The sequence below is a fragment of the Halobacillus locisalis genome, from assembly GCF_013694105.1.
Taxonomy (GTDB): domain Bacteria; phylum Bacillota; class Bacilli; order Bacillales; family Halobacillaceae; genus Halobacillus; species Halobacillus locisalis.
Map to the genome: position 1 here is coordinate 165,789 of NZ_JACEFG010000003.1, position 23,513 is coordinate 189,301.

Below are 23,513 nucleotides of genomic sequence, written 5' to 3' on the forward strand. Positions count from 1 at the left end.
CCATGAGGAAGTTACACGCATTGTTGTTGTGTTCTTTGTTGTTTGTCACCGCGTGTACGCCCGTTTTCGATAATCGCGATGAAGTGATTCAAGAAACGACCGATGAAGATACCGACCAGAGCGCCATCGTCCCGAACTACCGGATGTCGGATGAGAATTACCGCATGATCTTGACCGAAGACAGCTCGAAGGTCTCCACCGCGAGAACCGTGACGACGAACCAGATGGGGAACCGCCTCGATATCAGTGAGTTCGAAAGCGGACTGCGTCGCCATTCCAAAGAGTACTATGACCCGGAGAATTACTATTTCCAACCCGGTCAGTTCCTGAGTGGTGAAGAGCTGATTTCCTGGCTGTCCAGAGGTTCAGATTCTGAAGAGGGATTGAACCCGGAACTTGATGAAGATAGTGCCTCGGTCGCCCAGTTCAAAGAGAATCCGAAATACATCTCCAACATCGTCGAGCAGGATTTCCTCGTGAAATCAGAGGAAAACGTCGTCGAAGTGAAAGGCGTGACCATCGGAATCTCGCTCCGGACTGTCTACAACTTTACGACTGAAGGAAAAGACTATCAGGTCGATCACTCGACGGAAGAATTGATGAAAAAAGGGAAAGAGTACGCGAGCACGATATTGCAGCGACTCCGCGAAAACGAGAAGCTGGCGGATGTCCCTGTCGTGTTCGCTTTATATGAAGAAGCAGAAGCGAGCTCCAAAGTGCCCGGCAAGTTTTTGAGTAAGACGTACGTCGAAGGCGCAGACATGTCGATCAATAATTGGAAAGACTTGAACGAGACACACGTTCTATTCCCATCATCCGAAGCGCGCGAAAATTACTTTGATGACTCGCAGATCTTCTCCGATTTCCGGACGGAGGTGTCCAACTACTTCCCGAACTTCGTCGGCATGATCGCCAACGGATTCTACATCAACGATGAATTACAGGAAGTGTCGATCAATATTCCGATCCAGTTCAGGTCACAGTCGGAAGTCGTCGGCTTTACGCAGTACGTGTACAGCCTCGTAGTCGAAATGTTCCCTGAGCATTACGATGTCGAAGTGAACATATACAGCATGGATCGTCAAGAAAGCTTGATCGTCCGTGAAGCTGGGGCAGAAGAGCCGTTCGTCCATATTTATAAGTAAGTGTCTGAAGCATGGGAAGCGAATCGTTTCCCGTGCTTTTTCTTTGTGGGTAAAATGAATGGAGTCTCTGAGGTCATCACCACACTTTTACGGAATGTCGCCAGTCAAAACGGTTATAATCGCGACTGTCACCGCACTTTTACAACTCTACAACAGTCAAAACCGCTTTAATCAATCGTCTCACCGCAATTTTTGAACTTGTCCTCGGCAGAAACTGTTCAGATAGGGTTCTTCTCCCCACTTTTAATCATCCTCTGACTTGAAAACAGCTCTGATAAATTTCTGCTATCCTTCAACGATTCTCCAAACCTCGACAAGATTCGGAAATATGCAACAATACGTAGGAAAAAGAAGCAAATCAACTATAAATCCTATTCAACCTCCTACATGACTACACATTCCTCCATATAGATGTATTTCAGTTGAACAAGCACGATAGGTACGATAAACTAATCAATGGAAACGCTTAAATTGTTAATTTTCAAATAATTACTCGGGAGGCGGTTGGACATGGTAGTCCCTTATAAGCACGAACCTTTTACGGATTTCAGTTTGGAAGAAAACAAAAAAGCGATGGAGGCTGCGATCAAACAGGTCGAAGCCGATTTAGGAAAAGACTATCCGCTGATCATCGGTGGTGAGCGGATTGCGACGGATGAAAAGATTGAAGTCGTCAATCCGGCGAATCGAAAAGAAGTGATCGGACGCGTATCGAAAGCGAACCAGGATTTGGCTGAGAAGGCACACAAAATCGCAGACGAGACATTCGGCTGGTGGAGGAAGACGAAAGCGTCATTCCGTGCGGATATTTTGTTCCGTGCAGCCGCGATTGTTCGTCGCCGTAAGCATGAATTTTCGGCCCACTTGATCAAAGAAGGCGGAAAGCCATGGAAAGAAGCGGATGCTGATACAGCAGAAGCGATCGATTTCATGGAATTTTACGCGCGTCAAATGCTCAGAATCGATGAAGGCGTGGAAATCAATTCCCGTCCGATCGAAAATAATCGTTATCATTATATCCCGCTCGGTGTCGGTGTCGTCATTTCGCCGTGGAACTTCTTGTTTGCCATCATGTGTGGTACGACGGTTGCTTCGATGGTATCCGGGAACACGGTGTTGTTGAAGCCTGCAAGCTCTACTCCGATCATCGCCTATAAGATGATGGAAGTGCTAGAGGAAGCTGGAATGCCGGATGGCGTCATTAACTACATCCCTGGGAGCGGTAAAGAAGTCGGGGACTACCTTGTCGACCACCCACGCACGCGTTTTGTCAGCTTCACGGGATCCCGCGAAGTCGGCACACGTATTTTCGAACGCGCAGCGAAAGTACAGGAAGGTCAGAAGTGGCTGAAGCGTACGATCATTGAGATGGGCGGAAAAGATACAATCGTCGTCGATAAAGACTCAGACCTTGAGCTCGCCGCAGATGCTATAACATACTCCGCATTCGGCTTTTCCGGTCAGAAATGTTCGGCATGCTCGCGTGTCGTCGCTCATGAAGACGTGTATGATGAGCTGCTCGATCGTGTCGTCCAGAAGACTAAGGAAGAAGTCAACCACGGCGATCCGACCGATAATAGCCATTACATGGGACCGGTCATCGATCAGGGCGCCTATGATAAAATCCTCGATTACATCAACATCGGGAAAGAGGAAGGCAAGCTGATGGCTGGTGGCAATGGAGACGATAGCAAGGGTTGGTTCATCGAGCCGACAGTCTTCGCCGACTTGAAGCCGGACAGCCGCATCATGCAGGAAGAGATCTTCGGACCGGTCGTCGGTTTCACAAAAGCGAAGTCCTTCGAGCAAGCGATCGAAATCGCCAATAACACCGAATACGGATTGACGGGGGCTGTCATCACCAACAATCGTTCCCACATTGAAAAAGCACGGGAAGATTTCCACGTCGGAAACTTGTATTTCAACCGTGGTTGTACGGCTGCGATCGTCGGGTATCACCCGTTCGGCGGCTTTAATATGTCGGGGACAGATTCGAAAGCCGGAGGACCTGATTACTTGATTCATCACATGCAAGGAAAAACGACGTCTGAAATGTTGTAAAAACGGGTATATAAAATGGTCGGGAAGAGCATCTCCTTTTTTATCGGGAAAGGGGATGTTTTTCTCCTGAAAAAGAGATACTACATAGGTACGATTCAGAGTGGAAAAACCAAAAATCTACCAGTTGGGAGAATCTTTTCAAAAAAATTTCATGAATGTTTATAGTATATTTGTTCTATATGTGAATTTTTATAAGGTTTTAGCGAATAAAAATACAAATTTCGTAATCTTTCTAAATTTTTGCAATGTTCTTACAAATATATTATGATATAGTTGTACCTGTGTTTGGCTTTTTCGACTTTCTCCACAGGAAAAGTAGTAGTCGGAACAAATGCATACAACTGCATACAACGAAATAGAGGAGGTGGACAAGTGTTTGACTTAGCAACTGTAACATCAGCAACTATTTCGGGAGCTACGTGGTTTTGGCTGTTTGTCCCGATGCCAATTTTAATTATTCTATCTATTATCACACTATTCACTGAGAGGAGCGAATAACAAGACATGAGTACTGCAACGTTAATTACGTTTATAGTCTATTTACTAGGTATGCTCGGAATCGGTTTTGCCGCATACCGTTTAACAAGCAATTTATCTGATTATGTATTAGGTGGCCGTCGACTAGGCCCAGGAGTAGCCGCACTTTCTGCCGGAGCATCCGACATGAGTGGTTGGTTACTACTAGGATTACCAGGTGCGATTTACGCTAGTGGTTTATCAGCAGCTTGGATCGGAGTAGGTCTAGCTATTGGTGCCTACCTGAACTGGCAATTTGTAGCACGTCGTCTTCGTGTATTCACTGAAGTGGCGAATGATTCGATTACAGTGCCCGACTATCTTGAGAACCGCTTCCGTGACCACTCCCACGTATTACGTGTTATTTCTGCATTTGTAATTCTATTATTCTTCACATTCTACACATCTTCCGGTATGGTTGCCGGCGCGAAGCTATTTGAAGCTTCCTTTGAACTTAGTTACACACAAGCACTATGGATTGGTGCGATTGTAACGATATCTTATACTTTCCTTGGCGGATTCCTGGCCGTATCATGGACCGACTTCGTACAAGGTATTCTGATGTTCTTCGCATTGATTGCTGTACCGATCGTAGCGGTTTCAGAGCTAGGCGGTTGGAGCAGTGCTGTTGATGCTGTAGGACAGATCGACCCGACTTACTTAAACATGGTACAAGGTGTTGGAGCCCTAGCGATCATTTCATCCATGGCTTGGGGACTTGGTTACTTCGGTCAACCACACATCCTTGTTCGTTTCATGGCCCTACGTTCTCCGAAAGACGTTCCGAAAGCGCGTTTCATCGGAATCGGCTGGATGGTTCTAGGTCTTTATGGTGCCATCTTCACTGGTCTATTCGGACTGGCTTACATCAACTCAGCGGATTCACTGGACCTTTCCACATTCAACGCTGAAGTGATTACAGAAGGCGGCATCCAAATGCTTGCCGACTCTGAGAAGATCTTCATTACCTTCTCACAAATTCTGTTCCACCCAGTTATTGCAGGTATCTTGCTAGCCGCAATCCTATCTGCGATTATGAGTACGATTGACTCTCAATTGCTTGTATCTTCTTCTGCACTAGCGGAGGACTTCTACAAAGCGATTTTCCGTAAGAATGCTTCTGAGCGTGAACTTGTATGGGTTGGTCGTTTCGCCGTAGCTGCGATTGCCTTAATCGCCGTACTGATGGCAGGTAACCCAGACAGTACTGTACTTGGACTTGTATCTTACGCTTGGGCAGGATTCGGTGCCGCATTCGGTCCGATCATCATCTTGTCCCTATTCTGGAAAGGCATCACCCGTAACGGTGCGCTTGCCGGTATCATCGTCGGTGCCGTAACCGTTGTTGTATGGGCTGACTTCCTATCCGGCGGTATCTTCGATCTTTACGAAATCGTTCCTGGTTTCCTATTGAACACAATCGTCGCGGTTGTTGTTTCGAAGATGGGTACACCACCGAAAGAGATCGTCGAAGAGTTCGAAAAAGCGAAATCTATGTAATCCATCAACCAAAAGGAATCTCCGGTCCCCCGGAGGTTCCTTTTTTTATTCCTTTGAGCGAATCCGTCTACCCAGTCAGTCTAAAGTTGATCGTGGAAATAAGTCGCTTTCCGTGGGCGTGCGGTGAGCCACCTCAGGCTACGCCTTCGGGGGTCTCACCTGTCACTCTCATCCCACAGGAGTCTCCCCATTTCCCCGATCACCTTACTCAATTGAGAGTGACGGATAAGCGTTGGCGTTACTTTCAAATAGGTAGAGATTCACAGTCCGTTAATCTGATCTACCGAAGGGAGGGAAGGGAAAATAGGAAGACTCCTGCGGGAAAAAGGAACAGGGTGAGACCCCGCAAAGCGATAGCTTGAGGAGGCTCAGCGTTCCCCGCGGAAAGCGAACTATTTTCCCTTCCCTCCCAATCCTTTTGTGGTGACGGACTACGCGCATCTTCACGACGAAAGACAGCTGTACGGTTGATGTGTTAAGATAGTAGAGGTGAAAAAACTCGAACGACGTTGAAAATGGATACAGATTTTTGGTATGATCATATATTATGTGAGATCGAAATGGAGGCCTGATTATGTCCAGGATCAGTAAAGAAGAAGTGAAGCACGTCGCCAACTTGGCGCGTCTTGCTATCTCAGAAGAAGAAGCCGAAACATTCACGAAGCAGCTTGATGATATCATCACGTATGCCGAGCAGTTGAATGAATTAGATACAGAAGGCGTAGAGCCGACGACACACGTACTCGACTTGAAGAACGTCATGAGAAAAGACGAGCCGAAGAAGTGGATCGAACAGGAAGATGCCCTGAATAACGCACCCGATCATCAGGATGGCCAATTCAAAGTGCCATCGGTATTGGAATAGGAGGTTAGATGATGTCTTTATTTGAGCATTCGTTACGTGAGCTTCAAGAGAAGCTACATAACAAAGAGATTTCCGTATCAGACTTGGTAGAAGAATCCTACAAGCGTATCAACGAAGTGGACGGGGAAGTACAGGCGTTCATCACGTTGAACGAAGAAGCGGCGAAAGCGAAAGCCAAAGAGTTGGACGAGCAGCGCGGCAACGACGATGCTAAGCTATTCGGTCTGCCAATTGGTGTGAAAGATAATATCGTAACAAAAGGACTTCGCACGACAGCTGGAAGCCAGTTCTTGAGAAACTTCGAGGATCCGCTTTATGACGCAACCGTCGTTCAAAAGCTGAACGAGGCGAAATCCGTCACGATCGGTAAATTGAACATGGACGAATTTGCGATGGGTTCATCGAACGAGAACTCAAGCTACGCGGCTGCACGTAACCCGTGGAACACAGACTACGTTCCTGGTGGCTCTAGTGGTGGTTCAGCGGCTGCGGTTGCAGCAGGTGAAGTGCCTTACTCTCTAGGTTCTGATACAGGTGGTTCGATCCGTCAACCAGCGGCATACTGTGGAGTTGTCGGCCTTAAGCCGACATACGGCCGTGTTTCCCGTTTCGGATTGATCGCTTTTGCGTCTTCTCTAGACCAAATCGGTCCGATCACGAATACGGTTGAGGACAATGCGTTCTTACTTGAAACGATCGCGGGTTATGACAAGATGGACTCTACATCTGCTAACGTAGATGTGCCGAGCTATACAGAAGCGCTGACGAATGACGTCAAAGGCTTGAAGATCGGTGTACCGAAAGAATACTTGAGCGAAGGGGTCAACCCGGAAGTGCGCGAAGCGGTTCAGAACGCGCTTAAGAAGTATGAAGAGCTTGGAGCGACATGGGAAGAAGTATCCCTTCCACACTCTAAATACGCCCTATCCACGTATTACCTATTGTCTTCATCTGAAGCGTCTGCGAACCTGGCACGTTTTGACGGTGTCCGTTATGGTAAGCGTGCTGATGACGTAGAATCCATGCTTGAAATGTTCATGCGTTCCCGTGCGGAAGGCTTCGGTGACGAAGTGAAGCGCCGCATCATGCTTGGAACATTCGCGCTGAGCTCTGGTTACTACGATGCGTACTACAAGAAAGCTCAACAAGTGCGTACGCTGATCAAGAACGATTTTGAAAAGGTGTTCGAAGACTATGACGTGATTGTTGGACCGACGACACCGACGCCTGCCTTCAAAGTAGGGGACAAAGTCGACGATCCTATGACGATGTATGCCAACGACATTCTGACGATTCCAGTCAACTTGGCCGGCGTACCAGGAATCTCCATTCCATGCGGATTCTCTGAAGACGGACTGCCAATCGGACTACAGATCATCGGGAACCATTTTGACGAATCAACCGTTTATCGTGCGGCTCACGCCTACGAGCAAGCGACAGAATTCCATAAACAACGCCCGTCCCTTGGAGGTGCGAACGCATAATGAACTTTGAAACGATTATCGGACTTGAAGTCCACGTGGAACTAAAAACCGACTCGAAAATCTTCAGCCCGTCTCCCAACATGTTCGGGGATGCGCCGAATACGAACGTGAACCCGATCGACCTCGGGTACCCAGGTGTCCTACCTGTATTGAACGAAGAAGCCGTCAACTTCGCGATGAAAGCGGCGATGGCACTGAACTGTGAAATCGCGACTGACACGAAATTCGACCGTAAGAACTACTTTTACCCGGACAACCCGAAAGCTTACCAAATCTCTCAGTTTGATAAGCCGATCGGGGAGAACGGTTATATCGATATCGAAGTCGATGGCGTGAAAAAGCGTATCGGCATCACACGCCTTCACATGGAGGAAGATGCCGGGAAGCTGACTCACTCCGATGACGGCTATTCTCTAGTCGACTTCAACCGCCAAGGTACACCGCTTGTCGAAATCGTATCGGAACCCGATATCCGCACGCCGAAAGAAGCGTACGCGTATCTTGAAGCGCTGAAGAACATCATCCAATACACAGGCGTATCGGATTGTAAGATGGAGGAAGGTTCCCTTCGTTGTGACGCCAACATTTCCCTTCGCCCGATCGGACAAGAGGAATTCGGTACGAAAGCGGAACTTAAGAACTTGAACTCGTTCTCTTTTGTACAAAAAGGACTTGAGTTCGAAGAGGTACGTCAGCAGAAGGAATTGCTGCAAGGTGGCGAAATCCTTCAGGAAACACGTCGTTATGACGAGCAGACGAAAGAAACGATCCTGATGCGTGTCAAAGAAGGATCGGATGATTACCGTTACTTCCCAGAGCCGGATCTTGTGCCGTTGCACATCGATGAAGCATGGAAAGAGCGTATCTACGCGCAAATCCCTGAGCTTCCGGACGCACGTAAGAAGCGTTACATCGAAGAACTAGAACTGCCGGAATATGACGCGATGGTTCTGACGAATAACAAAGAACTATCCGACTTCTTCGAAGAAACGATTGCTGCAGGAGCGGATATCAAGCAGGCCTCAAACTGGTTGATGGGTGAAGTTTCTGCGTACATGAACAAGCATTATAAAGAGCTTCACGAGCTTGCTTTGACACCAGCATCCCTGGCGAAAATGATCAAGCTGATCGAAGACGGCACGATTTCTTCTAAGATCGCGAAGAAAGTCTTCTCCGAACTTGTTGAAAACGGTGGCGACCCTGAGAAAATCGTCAAAGATAAAGGACTTGTCCAAATCTCTGACGAAGGTCAACTCACAGAAATCATCGTCGGCATTCTGGATAACAATCCGCAGTCGATCGAGGACTACAAGAACGGAAAAGACAAAGCGCTTGGATTCCTTGTCGGTCAAGTGATGAAAGAAACGAAAGGCCAGGCGAACCCGCCGATGGTCAACAAAATCATCCTTGCTGAAATGGAGAAACGCTAACACTACACCAACACAGAACACTTTCCGCGAAAGCACGCACCGTTTCCAAGTGCGTGTTTTCGTGTGAATGTGAAGCGTGGAGAAAAAAACGGATATAAACCATCTGATTGAGGGAATACACGATAGTAAGATGTATGGAAACAAGATGGTGACATATAATGAAGTATAGTGTCCAAGTCCGTAGAGAACCACGCCTGGATGAGGGGGTCAAACCTATGCAAACTGCCCGGATCATATACAACCCGACCTCTGGCAGAGAAGTAATCAGAAAAGTATTGCCCGATATATTGCAACGCTTCGAACAACAAGGCTACGAAACGTCCGCGCATGCGACGACGTGTGCCGGTGATGCCATCGAAGCCGCCAAATATGCCATCGAGCGCCGTTTCGACGTCGTTGTTGCTGCAGGGGGAGATGGCACGATCAACGAAGTCATCAATGGACTCGCTGAACAGGACCATAAGCCGAAGCTCGGCATCATTCCCGTCGGCACGACCAATGACTTCGCCCGTGCCCTGTGCATCCCGCGCAATATTCATAAAGCGGTCGATATCATTTTAGAAGGCTTCACACAGCCACTTGATATAGGACGAGTGAACGATCACTACTTTATGAATATCTCAGGTGGCGGTAAGATCACCGAGATTTCCTACGAAGTCCCGAGCAAGCTGAAGACGATGCTCGGCCAGCTCGCCTATTACTTGAAAGGCATAGAGCTGCTTCCGCAAATCCGTCCGACTCGCGTCGAGATGGAATACGACGGCAAATGGTACGAAGGCGAGATCATGTTGTTCCTTGTTTCGAACACCAATTCCGTCGGTGGCTTGGAGAAACTAGCCCCGTCTGCGCGTATGGATGACGGTCTATTCGACTTGATGATCATTGAGAAAATGAACATCGCCGAATTCATCCGTCTTGCTACACTCGCGGCACAAGGAAACCATCTCAACCATCCTAAGTTCATTCACACGACGGCGAGCCGCGTGAAGGTGAAGACCGATGAGAAGATGCAGTTGAATATTGACGGGGAATTTGGTGGATTATTGCCCGGGGAATTTGTCAATTTATATCGTCATTTGGACTTTTTCTTACCGGAAGATAAGTTCAGGGATGGTCATTGTAAGGAATAGTGGAAAAGCGCTGCGTTTCGTAGCGCTTTTTGCTTTGTGTATGGAGGGAAGGTTCCGGGAAAACGACTCGCTTTCCGTGGGCGTGTGTCGAGCTTCCTCGATCGCTTCGCGCTCTGCGGGATCTCGACTATCCCGCTCATCCCACAGGAGTCTCGCCGTTTTCCCTCCACCTTCTGCATAAACAGAGCAACGTGCCGAAGCTTTTCCTGGGAGTGAGAAATTGAATCAGAAATTTGAGTGTTGGATTCGGTCAATTCCTGGAATATATCGGACGGCTTCTCCTGGTATTCGGGTGAAAGCTGTCGTATTTGGGACAAGGCCGTTTTTGATATCGGACATTTGGATTCGAACATGCAGAGAGTGAATGTGATAAAATAGACATCAACTACGAAACAAAGGACGGATGAATGATGGCGAAACCTAAGCCGCCTGTACAGAAGAATGAAACGATCACGCTCAACTTCGAGGACTTGACGCATGAAGGGAATGGCGTCGGGAAGGTGGATGGCTATCCACTGTTCGTGCCTTATGGTCTGCCTGGTGAAGAAGCAGAAGTGAAGGTCGTGAAAGTGAAGAAGAACTTCGGATTCGGTAAGCTTTTGAACGTGACGAAAGAGAGTGACGACCGTGTCGAGCCGCCATGTGATGTGTTCTATCAGTGTGGTGGCTGCCAAATCCAGCATATGAGTTATCAAATGCAGAAGAATATGAAACAGAAGCAAGTGAAAGACGTCATGAAGAAAATCGGTCACCTTGAACACGTACCCGTCCATCCGACGATCGGTATGGAAGATCCGTGGCGCTACCGTAACAAGGTGCAGATTCCTGTCGGTCAAAAGGAAGACGGCGAACTGATGACGGGTTTCTACCAAAAACGCAGCCATAACATCATCGATATGGACACGTGTCTGATTCAGGATGAAATGAACGATCGCATGGTCGAAAGCGTCCGCCGTATCGCTTCAAAGCTTGGTATATCAGCTTATGACGAGCATACGCATCGCGGGACGCTACGCCATATCATGGTCCGTACCGGTCAAAATACGAAGGACATCATGGTCGTTATCGTCACGAAAACAAAGAAGCTTCCGCACCAGGACAAGCTGATCGATGAGATCTGTGACGCCTTCCCAAATGTGAAGTCGATTGTCCATAACGTCAATAGCCAGAAGACGAACGTCATCCTTGGAAAAGAAACGAACATCATCTACGGGGACGAATACATTTACGATACGATCGGCGATATCAAATTCATGATCTCACCGAAGTCGTTCTATCAAGTAAACCCGACCCAGACGAAAGCCCTGTACGACCAGGCTCTCGAATACGCGGACTTAAAAGGCGGCGAAACCGTCATCGATGCGTATTGCGGTATCGGCACGATTTCCCTTTTCCTAGCCCAGCAGGCGAAGAAAGTGTACGGCGTCGAGATTGTCCCTGAAGCTGTCACAGACGCGAAGAAAAACGCCCGTCTGAATAACATGGATAATGCCGAGTTCTACGTAGGACAAGCCGAAGAACTGATGCCATGGTGGCGTAACCAAGGTCTGCGTCCAGACGTGATTGTCGTCGATCCACCGCGTAAGGGCTGCGATGAGGAACTGTTGAAAGCGATGCTGGATATGGAACCGGAGCGTATCGTGTATGTATCTTGTAATCCGTCGACGCTGGCGCGTGATTTGCGAGTGCTAGAGGACGGGGGATATGAGACGAAAGAGGTTCAACCGGTTGATATGTTCCCTCAGACTTCCCATGTTGAATGTGTTACTTGGTTGGAGAAGAAATAATAGCGAATATAATAAGTGCCTGTCACTTCCCATTGTTTTGTCTAGTGTATATCGACAAAATTATGGAAGTGATAGGCACTTTTTTGTGTAATATTGAAAAAACTCTTAAACTCCCATTGAATTTTAATGCATAAACATGTATTATTATTTACTCAGGTTGCATTAATCAACTCAAAATTCTAATTAATATACAGTATTATACATGGGAGGCATTATATTATGGAGTATGGTAATCATTCAAAAACAATCAATGAAGTACAAGGGAAGAGCACATATACATTTGGGCAATTAGTGAAGTTTATTGTGCCCTCTCTAATTGGAGTCTTACTTTTCCTCGTTCCGATCTCGGTTGATGGGAAGGTCACGATTGGACTCGGGGTGTTAGCTGAGGGGCTTCAAGGGGCCATTTCAGATTATATCCCTGCGTTCATGACGAGTGTGCTAGGTTTATCGGCGATAGGTAGTCTCGTCATGAAAGGCATCAAGTCTCCGAAAATAAAGGAGAACCCTGTTCTATCGAATTTATTCGATGTTGGCGCCTTTTGGATCGTCTTACGTTTCATCGGCGCATTGTTCGCTCTCTTTACATTAGCCGGCATTGGGCCGTCGTTCATATCGTCAGACCTCACAGGTGGCGTGGTACTGTTCGATCTTATTCCCGTATTGATGGTTTGGTTTTTATTTGCTAGTTTGTTCATGCCGTTATTACTAGAGTTTGGATTGATGGATTTCATCGGGACGGTCGTTCGTAAGATTATGCATCCTTTATTCAAACTTCCAGGACGTTCTTCGATTGATGCGATGGCATCGTGGATGGGAAGCGGGACGGTTGGCGTTCTGCTTACGACCCAGCAATATGAGGCCGGTTATTATTCCAAGCGAGAATCCGCTGTTGTGGCAACGAACTTTTCGATTGCATCGATTGCGTTCAGCCTCGTCATTGCCAAGTTCTTATCGATTGATCATATGTTTGTCCAGTTCTACTTCACCGTTGTGGTTTGTGGAGTCGTAGCTGCGATTATATGCCCGCGTATCCCGCCGCTTTCCAAGAAAACGAACACCTATCATGAACCGGTCGGTAAACAAATTGATGAAGAGGTACCAACTGGTGTATCAAGCTTTAGGTGGGGTGTTGAAAAAGCGGTCGAGAAAGCAGATAGTGTCAAAAGTGCTCGTAGTGTGATTCAGAAGGGGATCTATAGTGTCGCTGATATTTGGATAGGATTACTTCCCCTCGTGATGGCACTAGGAACATTCGCCTTGATCATTGCGGAATTCACGCCGATTTTCACGTATCTTTCTTATCCTATTATTCCGTTTTTACAACTTCTTCAGATTCCAGAAGCTCAAGAGGCAGCTCCTGCAATGTTGGTAGGATTTGCGGATATGTTCCTTCCTGCTGTTGTCGGAAGTGGAATCGAATCCGATTTGACGCGTTTCGTCATCGGCGTTCTATCACTCACTCAATTGATTTACATGTCGGAGATCGGCGTGTTACTGCTTAAATCAAAGATTCCGATTACGCTGCTTGAATTATTCGTGATCTTTTTACAACGTACGATCGTAACATTGCCTGTCGCAGCGTTACTTGCACATCTATTATTCTTTTAAACTAGTCAAAGGAGGTTTTCAATATGGCAAAAGAATGGAGTCATCTCGTAGATAAAATGTCACAACGTTTAGCACCAAGTATGGCGAAAGACCACCCGAATCTACCGGTCGAAAAAGAGGAAGGGTGCTACTATTATGGCGTGGATGGGAAAACGTATTTGGATTTCACTTCTGGTATCGCCACGACCAATGTGGGGCATCGTCATCCGAAAGTGGTCCAAGCCATCAAAGATGGAGCGGACTCCCTGGCTCATGGTCCTTCAGGTGTCATCATGTATGAATCGATTTTGGAGCTCGCGGACCGTTTAGCTGAAAAGCTCCCTGGGGATCTGGATTGTTTCTTTTTCGGAAACAGTGGGGCAGAAGCGGTGGAAGGTGCCATCAAATTAGCGAAACACGTGACCCAAAGACCTTATATCGTGTCGTTTATCGGAGGGTTCCACGGACGTTCGATGGGAGCGCTCAGCGTGACAAGCTCCAAGAGTAAGTATCGCCAGTTTTTACAGCCTACGGGTTCATATCAAGTTCCTTTTGCACAAGAGGATGAATGTCCTCCTGGCATGGATTCAGAGGAGTACGTCGTCGCTGAGTTAGAAAAGGATTTCAAGCGTCTATTCAACCATCAGGTCACGCCTGAAGAGGTAGCGGCTGTGATTGTCGAGCCTGTTTTAGGGGAAGGCGGCTATGTCGTTCCACCAAAGAAATGGTTAGAAAAGGTTCGTGAGCTATGCGATCGTCATAATATTTTACTTATCTTTGATGAAGTCCAGACAGGGTTCGGCCGTACAGGGGAATGGTTTGCCTCCCAGACGTTCGGGGTCACACCTGACATCATGGCGATCGCCAAGGGGATTGCGAATGGCATGCCACTAAGTGCGACAGTCGCACCGCAAGCTTTGATGAAACAATGGCCCCTTGGAAGCCATGCCACTACGTTCGGGGGAAATCCAATCGCTTGTTCCGCAGCCCTTGCCGTTTTAGAGGTAATGGAAGAAGAAAATCTGCTTGAGAATGCGAAGGAACAAGGAGCTTACGCGACAAAGAGACTGCACGAACTACAAGAGAAGCACGAAGTCATTGGACGTGTTAGATCGATCGGATTGATGATCGGGATTGAAATCGTGGATCCGAGAACAGGGGAAGCGAATAGTGAGGGACTTTTCAACATCTTGGATAAAGCGCTAGAAAATGGCGTGTTATTCTACTTTGGTGGAAACCAAACTGAAATCATCCGCATGATCCCGCCATTGACTGTGACGCAAGAACAGATTGAAGAAGGACTACAAATGCTGGACAAGGCTTTGACGGAATACGAGCAGGAGATTAGTGTTGGGACATAAGGAAAGGTTCCATCGTTCCAGGGCTATCTTCTTAAGTAAGTAACATTTGATTTCAGCACGCACTCTCGTCTGTTGGGTGGGAAATGCGAGAGCTATGGAAAGTCTGATGAAAGAGCAGGGGAATTCTCCTGCTCTTTTTTTATTAGGATACAGGTAATTAGCGGTGGCGGTAGTGTCCACGAAATGCTATAAAATGTTAAAATTATAGAGACAGGTGCTTATTGGGAAGCGCAAGTAGAGACCATTACATAATAAAAGAGCAGGTTACCTTGATTAACCTCTCTTTTCACTAAAGGAGTTTTAAATATGATTAGGTTCTGTATAGTAGGATCGAATTGGATTACAGAACGATTCTTAGATGCAGTGAAAGACTTGAAGGATTTCACCTTATCCGTTGTCTAATCACGCACGGGGTAGAATGCCAAATCCTTTGCAGCTAAATTTGGTGCAGACCACACTTTTACAAGTTTAGAAGAGAGGGCAAATAGGGATGTAGTGGATGCAGTTTATATCGCAAGTCCTAACTCTTTACATAGTGAACAGTCCATATTAATGATGAAACATGGGAAGCACGTTCTGTGTGAGAAGACACTGGCATCAAACACAAAAGAAACAGAAGCTACGATCAAAGTAGCCAAAGAAAATAATGTGCTGTTGATGGAAGTGATGAAATCAACCCTTTCTCCTAATTTCAAACTACTTCAGGATAACTTGAGCAAAATCGGGATTGTCCGTCGCTATCACGCCAATTTCTCTAAGTACTCGTCCCTCTATGATGTTTATAGAGAGGGAACCGTATTGAATGCGTTCAACCCTGAATTTTCTAACGGCTTGTTAATGGATCTAGGGTATTGTATCTACCCCCTGGTTGTACAATTCGGTGAGCCGAAAGGAATCCAGGCATCAGGGATTTCTTGGATTCTGGTGTAGATGGCGGAGGCAGTCTTATTGTTCAATATGAGGGCATGAAGGGGATCCTTACTCACTCTAAAATCCAAAACTCCTACATTCACTCGGAAATACAAGGGAAGAAGGCAGCCTCCTCATTGAAGGTGGGATCTCTTCCTTTGATGATATGAAAGTTGTGTATCGTGATGGCGCATCAGAAGTGGTTAGCACCGAGCTTGATCACCATGAGGTGTATTATGAAACAGAGGAGTTTATTAGTTTGATTAAAGAAGGCGAAACGATGCCTTCTATTAATTCGTTAGAGAATTCTTTATCGACTGTTAGATTATTGAAGCGGCTAGGAAGCAAATTGGGGGTGTATATCCAGCGGATCACCCTAATAGCTAAAGGTGCTTGTCCCTGGCCTCCACGATTTTAGAGTTTTAATGTGGTGGAATATTATTAGTATAAAAGTAAAACAAAGTGAAGTTGTTTACATTTGTCATTTCTTGCAGGATTTCCTTTTTATTTCTAGAATTGAGAACTGATAGATGTATTAATGAATAAGTCTTTAAGTACTGTTTGTTTCATAATCCATCATTTTTCATAGTTAAAGGAGCATAAATCATGAAGGTAAGGAATTTGGAGCTAAATGATTTCAGGAAGTTTAAAAACATAAATGTAAGATTCGGTAAGAACCTCACTTGCTTGTCAGGTCACAATGCTGTAGGGAAATCAACAATACTTGGAATTCTTGCTAACTCTTCTGAACTACATAAAAACATTGGTACTACAGTAACTGGTAAAGCTTTCAAAGTGGATCTGAAAGAGATTATGAAGTTTTCTCCTGAGCATGATCCGTCTGGTTCAGAAAAATGCACGCTCACTTTTTCAAATCTTCCGGATGATACAGAAGAGCCTTATGTCGAGCAGTTGAGTTTTAGAGCAACCTGGCAGAAGACGGGTAAAGAAGGTAAAAGGTACCGATTATTGCCAATGAAAACACAAGTTAGAGATACAGAACGAAAATTGTTATGGCCTACTTTCTATCTTGGCCTTTCTAGGTTGTATCCAATAGGCGAGGTCGATGATAATAATGTTGATCCAAATAAAATAAAAATTACAGATGAAGAGGAAAAAAATTTTTTACATGATAACCACAGATGGATAATGGCTAGCTCGGAAGATTACGATGAGGCGCATACGCTAAACGTCAAAAACACAAAAAAAGTAGGGTTTGGTGTCCAGACTTCTCAGTATGATGCTTTGGCGAATTCCTCAGGACAGGATAACCTTGGTCAAATCCTCCTTGCGCTACTCTCATTCAAAAGATTAAAAGAAAAAATGGAGAAAGATTGGATTGGTGGATTATTATTAATTGATGAGATAGATGCAACTTTACATCCAATTGCACAAAATAGACTTTTTGATTTTTTACTACAATTTTCAAAGGAATACGATGTTCAAATCGTATTTACGAGTCATAGCCTTTCGCTTTTAGAACACATTGAGACAAAACAAAGTAGTGTGCATCCCTATTACGCTGAACGGAATGAGAATCCATTATCAATAGAAACAAACTATTTAACAACAGGCCATGGTAAGCTTGAGGTTTATAATAACCCTTCATCTAAGGATCTAAAACTAGATTTACTGAATCAATATACAGAGCGTAACTGGAATGAACTTAAGGTATATTCTGAAGACGAAGAGGCGCGTTGGTTTTTTAATATACTTTTTGAGTATTGTGAGAGAAATAAACTTATTAAAAGTCACCCGAACAAATTAGATCATGTATCTGTTTCACTTGGGAAAAACCAACTCCTGCATCTGCTGAAAGGAGATTTTAGATACTTCTCAAATAACTTGATTTTACTTGATGGAGATGTAACCGATCAAGAAATCAACACATATTTAAGAGGGGTAATTAACGATTATAATCATCATGAAGGTAAAACATACAACCTATTGAAATTGCCAGGAAATGAGTCGCCGGAAAAAGTATTGTGGGAGTATGCTAGAAACCTAGAACCTGATCATCTATTTTACACTCAGAACCCTAAGGGATTGGCGTTTAAGAAGATAGCTTTTGTAGATAATGGCCCTTTTTCAGAACAGTATGATCACCTTAGAGAAGAACGACGTAAGTACAAAGAATGGTTTAAGGATAACATGTTTCAAATGGAGTATATTGTAAAATATTGGCTTGAAGATCATGAAGATGAAGTGAAAAAATTTGTTTATAACCTTAAAAAATCTCATGACTTTGTAGCGAAAGAAAATTTTTTAGACGAAATAATCATTTCTGATTCAGTCTTCCAAGAAATGAAGAGAGTGACTGCTCAACATTAAAGTTATTTTCGAGAAAGAGGTGTTTAAATGCCTGTGACTGACTCTCCTCTTCGGTATCCCGGAGGGAAAACTCAACTTAAAAAATTCATCATTGATTTGTTGGATAGTAATAGTTTTATTGATACACCAAAGTATGTAGAACCTTTTGCTGGTGGAGCGGGTCTAGCACTATCTTTACTTTACAAAGAGAAGGTCAGTGAAATTCATATTAATGATTACGATTTTAACATCTACTCAATATGGTACTCGATTCTAAATGAGACTAGTAAATTTATAAAACTAATTGAAGAGACTCCTATAGATTTAGAAAATTGGAAAAGACAGAAAGAGGTTGTCATGGGATCGGAACACCACAACACTCTTGACGTAGGGTTTGCAACATTTTTCTTAAATCGCACGAACGTCTCGGGAATTATTAGTGGTGGACCTATAGGTGGTAAGAGTCAAACTGGAAAAAATAAAATAGACTGTCGGTTCACAAAAGAAAACTTAATTAAGAAAATTAACAAAATTTCAAGATACAAAGAAAAAATACATTTGACAAATAAAAATGCTGAAGACTTAATATTAAATGATCTAAGTGAGATGAATTCTTCAGACACGTTTATTTTTTTTGACCCCCCGTACTATACGCAGGGCAAGAAACTTTATACTAATTATTTTTTACATGAGGATCATGTGACTTTAGGAAATGCAATAGATACCTTAACAAAATTCAAATGGATAACTACCTATGATAATAAAGATGCAATTAAAAATATTTATAAGAACTATTCTATACGAAAATATTCTTTGAATTATTCAGCTAATCATGTTCGTAAAGCTAATGAATTATTGATTCACAGTGACCATGTTGTCCTCCCCGACTCAAACAACATCATATACACTGATTAATTGAATTTTTTCATCTAATATCCGTTGAAGATTATATTGATATGATAAAGGGGTTGAGGGGCATTTGGATAAAAACTAAACAGATATTGAGAAATATAGATTTATATAAGGTTCTTACCAAGGTGATTTTCGCTCTAATAATTATAGGGTTCCCAATAATGGCATTCACTTTTACTCTTATGAGTTTAGATGGCATTTGGAGCCATGAGTTTCCTGTTAAAGTAGGTTATCTTTTTGTAGTTGGTTACATATTCCTTGCAGTTTTTTATATTATCATTCAAAACCATCGAGAAAATATAAAGGATAGAGTATCACAACTTAGCACCCTTCAAGCTGAAAATAAAGAGCAACGTGAAACCCTAAAAGACCATTCCAAATCACTATGGAAAGAGTTATCCAAAGTAAATATCCATGCTCACAACGAGAGTGTAATGAATGTGTTCGAAAGGTTTCTTATGACACAAGAAAATGTAATAGCTGTAGAACTCTACAATTACTATCTTCAGGATGGTACAGATTATACAGCTGTAAAAATTAACCACTCATTAGGTAGAGTTATGGAAAATAAAGATCATAATACTATACTTCAGCATTACTATCACATCCCTAAATATACTTATGAAAAATTTAAAGCAGCTCAATACATGTTTCAAAATCAATATTTTTTAGACGTATATAATGGGAAAAAGCCTGATTTAAAAGACAAAAAGCCTTTAATTAACTTTTTCCAAGAGTTAAGAACGGAGTTATTTGAGAAAGATGTTGAAAAAGAACCATATAGTAAAGAGGATGTAGCAAAATTTGCTTTATTAATATTAGCTGCAGGTGACATTGAAGACTGGTTCCAAAAGGTTGACTTCAATAAAGAGTTGCTTTTTGTGAACGAAGAAGATCAAGAAAAAGAAAAAGCTTTATTCGAGAAGTCTAAAACAGGTATTTTGCGTGGTATTTTAGACAAAGGGAGCCTTTACACTTTTAGTTATAAAAAGAAAGAACCAATTTCCAGGAAAGACAATAGGATTTATATTACGAAAAAAACAAGTGTTAGAGGAAGACCCAGCATATTGGTGATTACAGTAGAAAATCGACCTGGGTTGAATGATAAGCAAATTATGGACTCTTTAATTAGGCTCTTGGAGGTTGAACAATCCATTGAAGTGGAATACAATAATAGGTAAGTTAAATTTGAAGGGGGATTTCTAAATGGATAAAACCCTTATTGAAGCAATCGAAGAATTATTGGATGAGAATGGCGTGAAAGTAAAAGATGCAAGTAAAACATCACAAGACCCCTACTATTATAAAACACACAAAGATGAACGTGAAAATTCCGTATTAACTATTCGATAATTTATGAAGTTATCCACATTAATAATTTGCATCACCAATTCTGGGCTGTTGAGGTAATTACCTCAACAGCCTTTTTGAGATATATGTGATGGTTCTGTTGTTTTAAATTATTAGAGTGGTGAAATGTCGGTGCCTGACCCCCAGCCTTTTACATTGGTAAAGCAGTGGGGGCAGGCACCGTTTTAAGTATTGGTCTGATATAATGTTTGAAGCCGACACCTGACTTTTCCCTCACAAATATCCCCGTCGGGATCTTCCCCGACGGGGATGACTTTCCTTCTAAAACTTGAGACGCCTTACAGCTTCTTTGGGGGTTTCACTTCCTGCAATAGCTGAAATCACACTCACCCCTGCGCCGACCTGTCTTACCGCATTAATATTCGATTCGTTTATACCACCGATAGCAACGACAGGCAATGACACCTTTCCCTGAATCGCCAGAATTCCTTCGATGCCGATCACTTCTTTCGCATCATCTTTGGAAGAAGTTTTGAACACAGGTCCGACACCAAGGTAATCTGCCAGATCCCATCTACTGACATGCAGTTCTTCTTCCGTTGAAACAGAAAGTCCTATCTGAAGATCAGGAAACAGTTCCCGGACTTCTTTGATATCACGGTCGTCCTGACCGATATGGATGCCATCCGCTTCCAGCTCGTGAACGATCTCGATATCGTCATTGACGAAAAACGGAATGCCATGGTCTTTGCAGATTCGGCGCAACCGTTGACCCAATTGCACTTTGTTTTCACCCACTAATGCATCTTTTCCTTTTTCTCGGAATTGAAAAGCCGTGATCCCACCCTGGATCGCCTGTTCCAGTACTCGTTCCGGATCCTTCCTGCAATTCTGGCTGCCCATGATGAAATACGTATGAAGGTAGTCAGTCATAGGCCTTCGCTAGTTCATCCAGCAGGTGAGGAACGAACGTACCTGGTCCTTCAGCTTTAGTCTCCGCACGTTCAGCTGCTTTGTTGTAAAATTCTAGGGCAAACAGTGCTGCCCCTTTCTTATCTTTCTCTATAGCCATGCAGGCCGCCATTATAGAGCCAAGCAAACATCCGGCACCTGTAATTGATCCAAGTAAGGGTGTTCCGCGCGAAGAGGTGGTGAAGTCCTCTCCATCACTGACCACATCCGTCTTCCCGGTCACTACGACCATAGTCTGCATACGCTTCGCCGCTTCTGCAGCAATTTCTACTGCATCCCCATCTTCATCAGCATCGACGCCTTTGACTTTCAAAGGGATATCAGCAAGCGCCGCTATTTCTCCGGCGTTTCCTTTTACGACTGAGACATCCACTTCTTTCACTATTCTTTGAACCGCCTGTTTTCTGAACGTCGTCGCACCTGCACCAACAGGATCGAGAAGCACAGGAACCCCAGTCTTGTTCGCCGCCTGTCCCGCTTTGATCATCGTTTCTATATCCTCTTTTCGTATCGTACCGATGTTCAAGACAAGCGCACCCGCAACTCTCGCAATCTCTTCGACTTCTTCTTTTTCCTTCGCCATCACCGGACTTCCTCCGAAAGCGAGAAGTCCATTCGCTGAGAAGTTCATCACTACTTCATTCGTGATATGGTGGACGAGCGGTCGTTTTTTCCGCAATTCTTCAAGATTCATCGTACTCTCTCCTTTCTGTGAGCCCAATGATTGGTAGGACCACTTCCTGAACCGATATCGAAAGAGTGACGGATTGCTTCGGTGATATAATTTTTCGCATATTCCACAGCGAAAGGAAGCGTCCTCCCCATCGCCAAGTTGGCAGCAATCGCCGAGGCATAGGTGCATCCGGTTCCATGCGTGTTCTCCGTAGAAATTCTATCTTCCCGGTACGTGCGAATGATTCCCCCGTCATACAGGACATCCACCGCTTCTCCGTTCAGATGGCCACCTTTCACCAGTGCCCCCTTGGCTCCAAGTCTATCTACAAATTTCCGTGCAGCTTCTTCCATATCCTCTTCCGTTTTTATCTCCATATCTAGAAGCGTCTCTGCTTCCGGGATGTTTGGAGTAACTACCGATGCATGAGGAAACAAGTATTCAGAAAGAGCAGCCCGTGTCTCTTCTTCCATGAGCGGGTGACCACTTGCGGATACCATGACAGGATCACACACATAAGGGATATGCTGACGCGCGATCCAGTTCCCCACGACTTTTGCCGCTTCTTTCGTCGCAACCATTCCACTCTTGATGACATTCATCGGCAAATCTTCTTCTATACTCCCAAGCTGTGCTTCGATAAAGGAAACGGGGACGTGATGAATATCCTGGACACCTGTCGTATTTTGAGCTGTTAGAGATGTCAGCACAGACATGCCATATACTTCCCACTCTTCGAACGTTTTGATATCTGCCTGAATTCCTGCACCTCCACCGGAATCGGATCCGGCAATCGTTATAGCTGTGAACGGCTTCATTTGATCGCCTCCTCAGCTAAAGGCCAGTCTTCTTTCGTATAAGACATCTCCCAGAACGCATACTCCAGCTGACAGCTCTTCCGGAATGATTCCTTCATGAGCTGACGATCTTCCGGTGATGCCGCCTCCGCTTCTTCATCCAGACGCTTCAACAGGTAATCGGTCGTTTCCGAGATGGAATCATTGGCGTAGAATTCGATCCACTCGTAAAAAGGGTGATCCAGTCCTGTAGAGAATTCTTTCTTCAACTCCCGCCCGATTTCCTGGTACGTCCACGGGCACGGTAACATCGCAGAGATCGTTTTTCCGAGCAACCCTTCTGTAGCAACACTTTTCATATGCGTACGATAGTGGTCAGCCGTCGGTGGTAACGGGAAACCTTGCAGCTGTTCATAAGGCACTCCGATATAGGCACACAGATTGCGGTGAGGGTGGATTTCATCTCCGAGGACAAAAGCGATCTGCCCCTGAAAAAAGGCGATATCCTCACGTTTTTTTGACTGGGACACTGCTGTGCCGTACAGCTGCATAAATGTATTCAAATATTCATAGTCCGCTTTTACATAATGAGAGACCGCATCCTCCGGCAATTTTCCTTCTCCTAATCCGCATCCTCCGGCAATTTTCCTTCTCCTAATCCGCATCCTCCGGCAATTTTCCTTCTCCTAATCCGCGTACAAACGGATGTTGGAAAATGGCCTGGAAAATATCATCGTTTTCTCTTCTTAATTGTTCAGTA

At 44.6% G+C, this 23,513-nt stretch carries 18 protein-coding genes and 1 pseudogene; 15 read left to right on the forward strand and 4 right to left on the reverse strand.

What is annotated here, in order from left to right; all coding sequences use genetic code 11:
- The first annotated feature begins 2 nt into the window (after positions 1-2).
- The 15 genes and pseudogenes from H0266_RS13775 (at position 3) to H0266_RS13845 (ending at position 20,353) form a co-directional block, all read left to right on the forward strand.
- A complete protein-coding gene (locus H0266_RS13775; RefSeq protein ID WP_181473011.1) occupies positions 3-1,145 on the forward strand; it encodes a CamS family sex pheromone protein in 1,143 nt (380 codons plus the stop codon).
- 510 nt (positions 1,146-1,655) lie between these two features.
- Positions 1,656-3,206, forward strand: a complete 1,551-nt coding sequence (gene pruA, locus H0266_RS13780) for an L-glutamate gamma-semialdehyde dehydrogenase (RefSeq protein ID WP_181473012.1) — start codon at positions 1,656-1,658, stop codon at positions 3,204-3,206.
- Positions 3,207-3,710: 504 nt separating this feature from the next.
- Positions 3,711-5,222 carry a sodium/proline symporter PutP gene (putP, locus tag H0266_RS13785; protein WP_181473013.1) on the forward strand — a complete coding sequence of 504 codons (1,512 nt, stop codon included), beginning with the start codon at positions 3,711-3,713 and terminating at the stop codon, positions 5,220-5,222.
- A gap of 574 nt (positions 5,223-5,796) precedes the next feature.
- Positions 5,797-6,087 carry an Asp-tRNA(Asn)/Glu-tRNA(Gln) amidotransferase subunit GatC gene (gatC, locus tag H0266_RS13790; protein WP_181473014.1) on the forward strand — a complete coding sequence of 97 codons (291 nt, stop codon included), beginning with the start codon at positions 5,797-5,799 and terminating at the stop codon, positions 6,085-6,087.
- A gap of 11 nt (positions 6,088-6,098) precedes the next feature.
- Complete coding sequence (gatA, locus tag H0266_RS13795) at positions 6,099-7,571, forward strand: Asp-tRNA(Asn)/Glu-tRNA(Gln) amidotransferase subunit GatA (protein ID WP_181473015.1); 1,473 nt, start codon at positions 6,099-6,101, stop codon at positions 7,569-7,571.
- Entirely contained in the window at positions 7,571-9,001 is a 1,431-nt protein-coding gene (gene gatB, locus H0266_RS13800; RefSeq protein ID WP_181473016.1) for an Asp-tRNA(Asn)/Glu-tRNA(Gln) amidotransferase subunit GatB, read from the forward strand. Before gatA ends, gatB begins: the two co-directional genes overlap by 1 nt.
- A 215-nt stretch (positions 9,002-9,216) precedes the next feature.
- Positions 9,217-10,131, forward strand: a complete 915-nt coding sequence (locus H0266_RS13805) for a diacylglycerol kinase (protein ID WP_181473017.1) — start codon at positions 9,217-9,219, stop codon at positions 10,129-10,131.
- Between the two features lie 410 nt (positions 10,132-10,541).
- Positions 10,542-11,918 (forward strand): 23S rRNA (uracil(1939)-C(5))-methyltransferase RlmD, encoded by a 1,377-nt coding sequence (rlmD, locus tag H0266_RS13810; protein WP_181473018.1) that lies wholly within the window; start codon positions 10,542-10,544, stop codon positions 11,916-11,918.
- A 219-nt stretch (positions 11,919-12,137) separates the two neighbouring features.
- Positions 12,138-13,529 (forward strand): YjiH family protein, encoded by a 1,392-nt coding sequence (locus tag H0266_RS13815; RefSeq protein ID WP_181473019.1) that lies wholly within the window; start codon positions 12,138-12,140, stop codon positions 13,527-13,529.
- Positions 13,530-13,552: 23 nt separating this feature from the next.
- Entirely contained in the window at positions 13,553-14,869 is a 1,317-nt protein-coding gene (locus H0266_RS13820; protein WP_181473020.1) for an aspartate aminotransferase family protein, read from the forward strand.
- A 306-nt stretch (positions 14,870-15,175) separates the two neighbouring features.
- Positions 15,176-16,165 (forward strand): annotated as a pseudogene (locus H0266_RS13825) (Gfo/Idh/MocA family protein).
- 219 nt (positions 16,166-16,384) lie between these two features.
- A complete protein-coding gene (locus H0266_RS13830; RefSeq protein ID WP_181473021.1) occupies positions 16,385-18,109 on the forward strand; it encodes an AAA family ATPase in 1,725 nt (574 codons plus the stop codon).
- 27 nt (positions 18,110-18,136) lie between these two features.
- On the forward strand, positions 18,137-19,003 hold the full coding sequence (locus tag H0266_RS13835) for a DNA adenine methylase (RefSeq protein WP_181473022.1): 867 nt from the start codon (positions 18,137-18,139) through the stop codon (positions 19,001-19,003).
- A gap of 158 nt (positions 19,004-19,161) precedes the next feature.
- Entirely contained in the window at positions 19,162-20,181 is a 1,020-nt protein-coding gene (locus H0266_RS13840) for a hypothetical protein (RefSeq protein WP_220127277.1), read from the forward strand.
- A gap of 25 nt (positions 20,182-20,206) precedes the next feature.
- Positions 20,207-20,353, forward strand: a complete 147-nt coding sequence (locus tag H0266_RS13845; RefSeq protein ID WP_181473024.1) for a hypothetical protein — start codon at positions 20,207-20,209, stop codon at positions 20,351-20,353.
- Positions 20,354-20,632: 279 nt separating this feature from the next.
- Here H0266_RS13845 and thiE read toward each other — a convergent pair whose 3' ends face one another.
- Genes thiE through tenA form a run of 4 tightly spaced genes read right to left on the reverse strand, consistent with a single transcriptional unit; the run spans position 20,633 to position 23,364 of the window.
- On the reverse strand, positions 20,633-21,244 hold the full coding sequence (thiE, locus tag H0266_RS13850) for a thiamine phosphate synthase (RefSeq protein WP_181473025.1): 612 nt from the start codon (positions 21,242-21,244) through the stop codon (positions 20,633-20,635).
- Positions 21,237-21,977: a hydroxyethylthiazole kinase gene (thiM, locus tag H0266_RS13855; RefSeq protein WP_181473026.1), complete on the reverse strand. Its 741-nt coding sequence runs from the start codon at positions 21,975-21,977 to the stop codon at positions 21,237-21,239. The genes thiE and thiM overlap by 8 nt, the downstream gene beginning before the upstream one ends.
- Positions 21,974-22,774: a bifunctional hydroxymethylpyrimidine kinase/phosphomethylpyrimidine kinase gene (gene thiD / locus H0266_RS13860; RefSeq protein ID WP_181473027.1), complete on the reverse strand. Its 801-nt coding sequence runs from the start codon at positions 22,772-22,774 to the stop codon at positions 21,974-21,976. The genes thiM and thiD overlap by 4 nt, the downstream gene beginning before the upstream one ends.
- Entirely contained in the window at positions 22,771-23,364 is a 594-nt protein-coding gene (gene tenA, locus H0266_RS13865; RefSeq protein ID WP_425484312.1) for a thiaminase II, read from the reverse strand. The genes thiD and tenA overlap by 4 nt, the downstream gene beginning before the upstream one ends.
- Between the last annotated feature and the right edge of the window lie 149 nt (positions 23,365-23,513).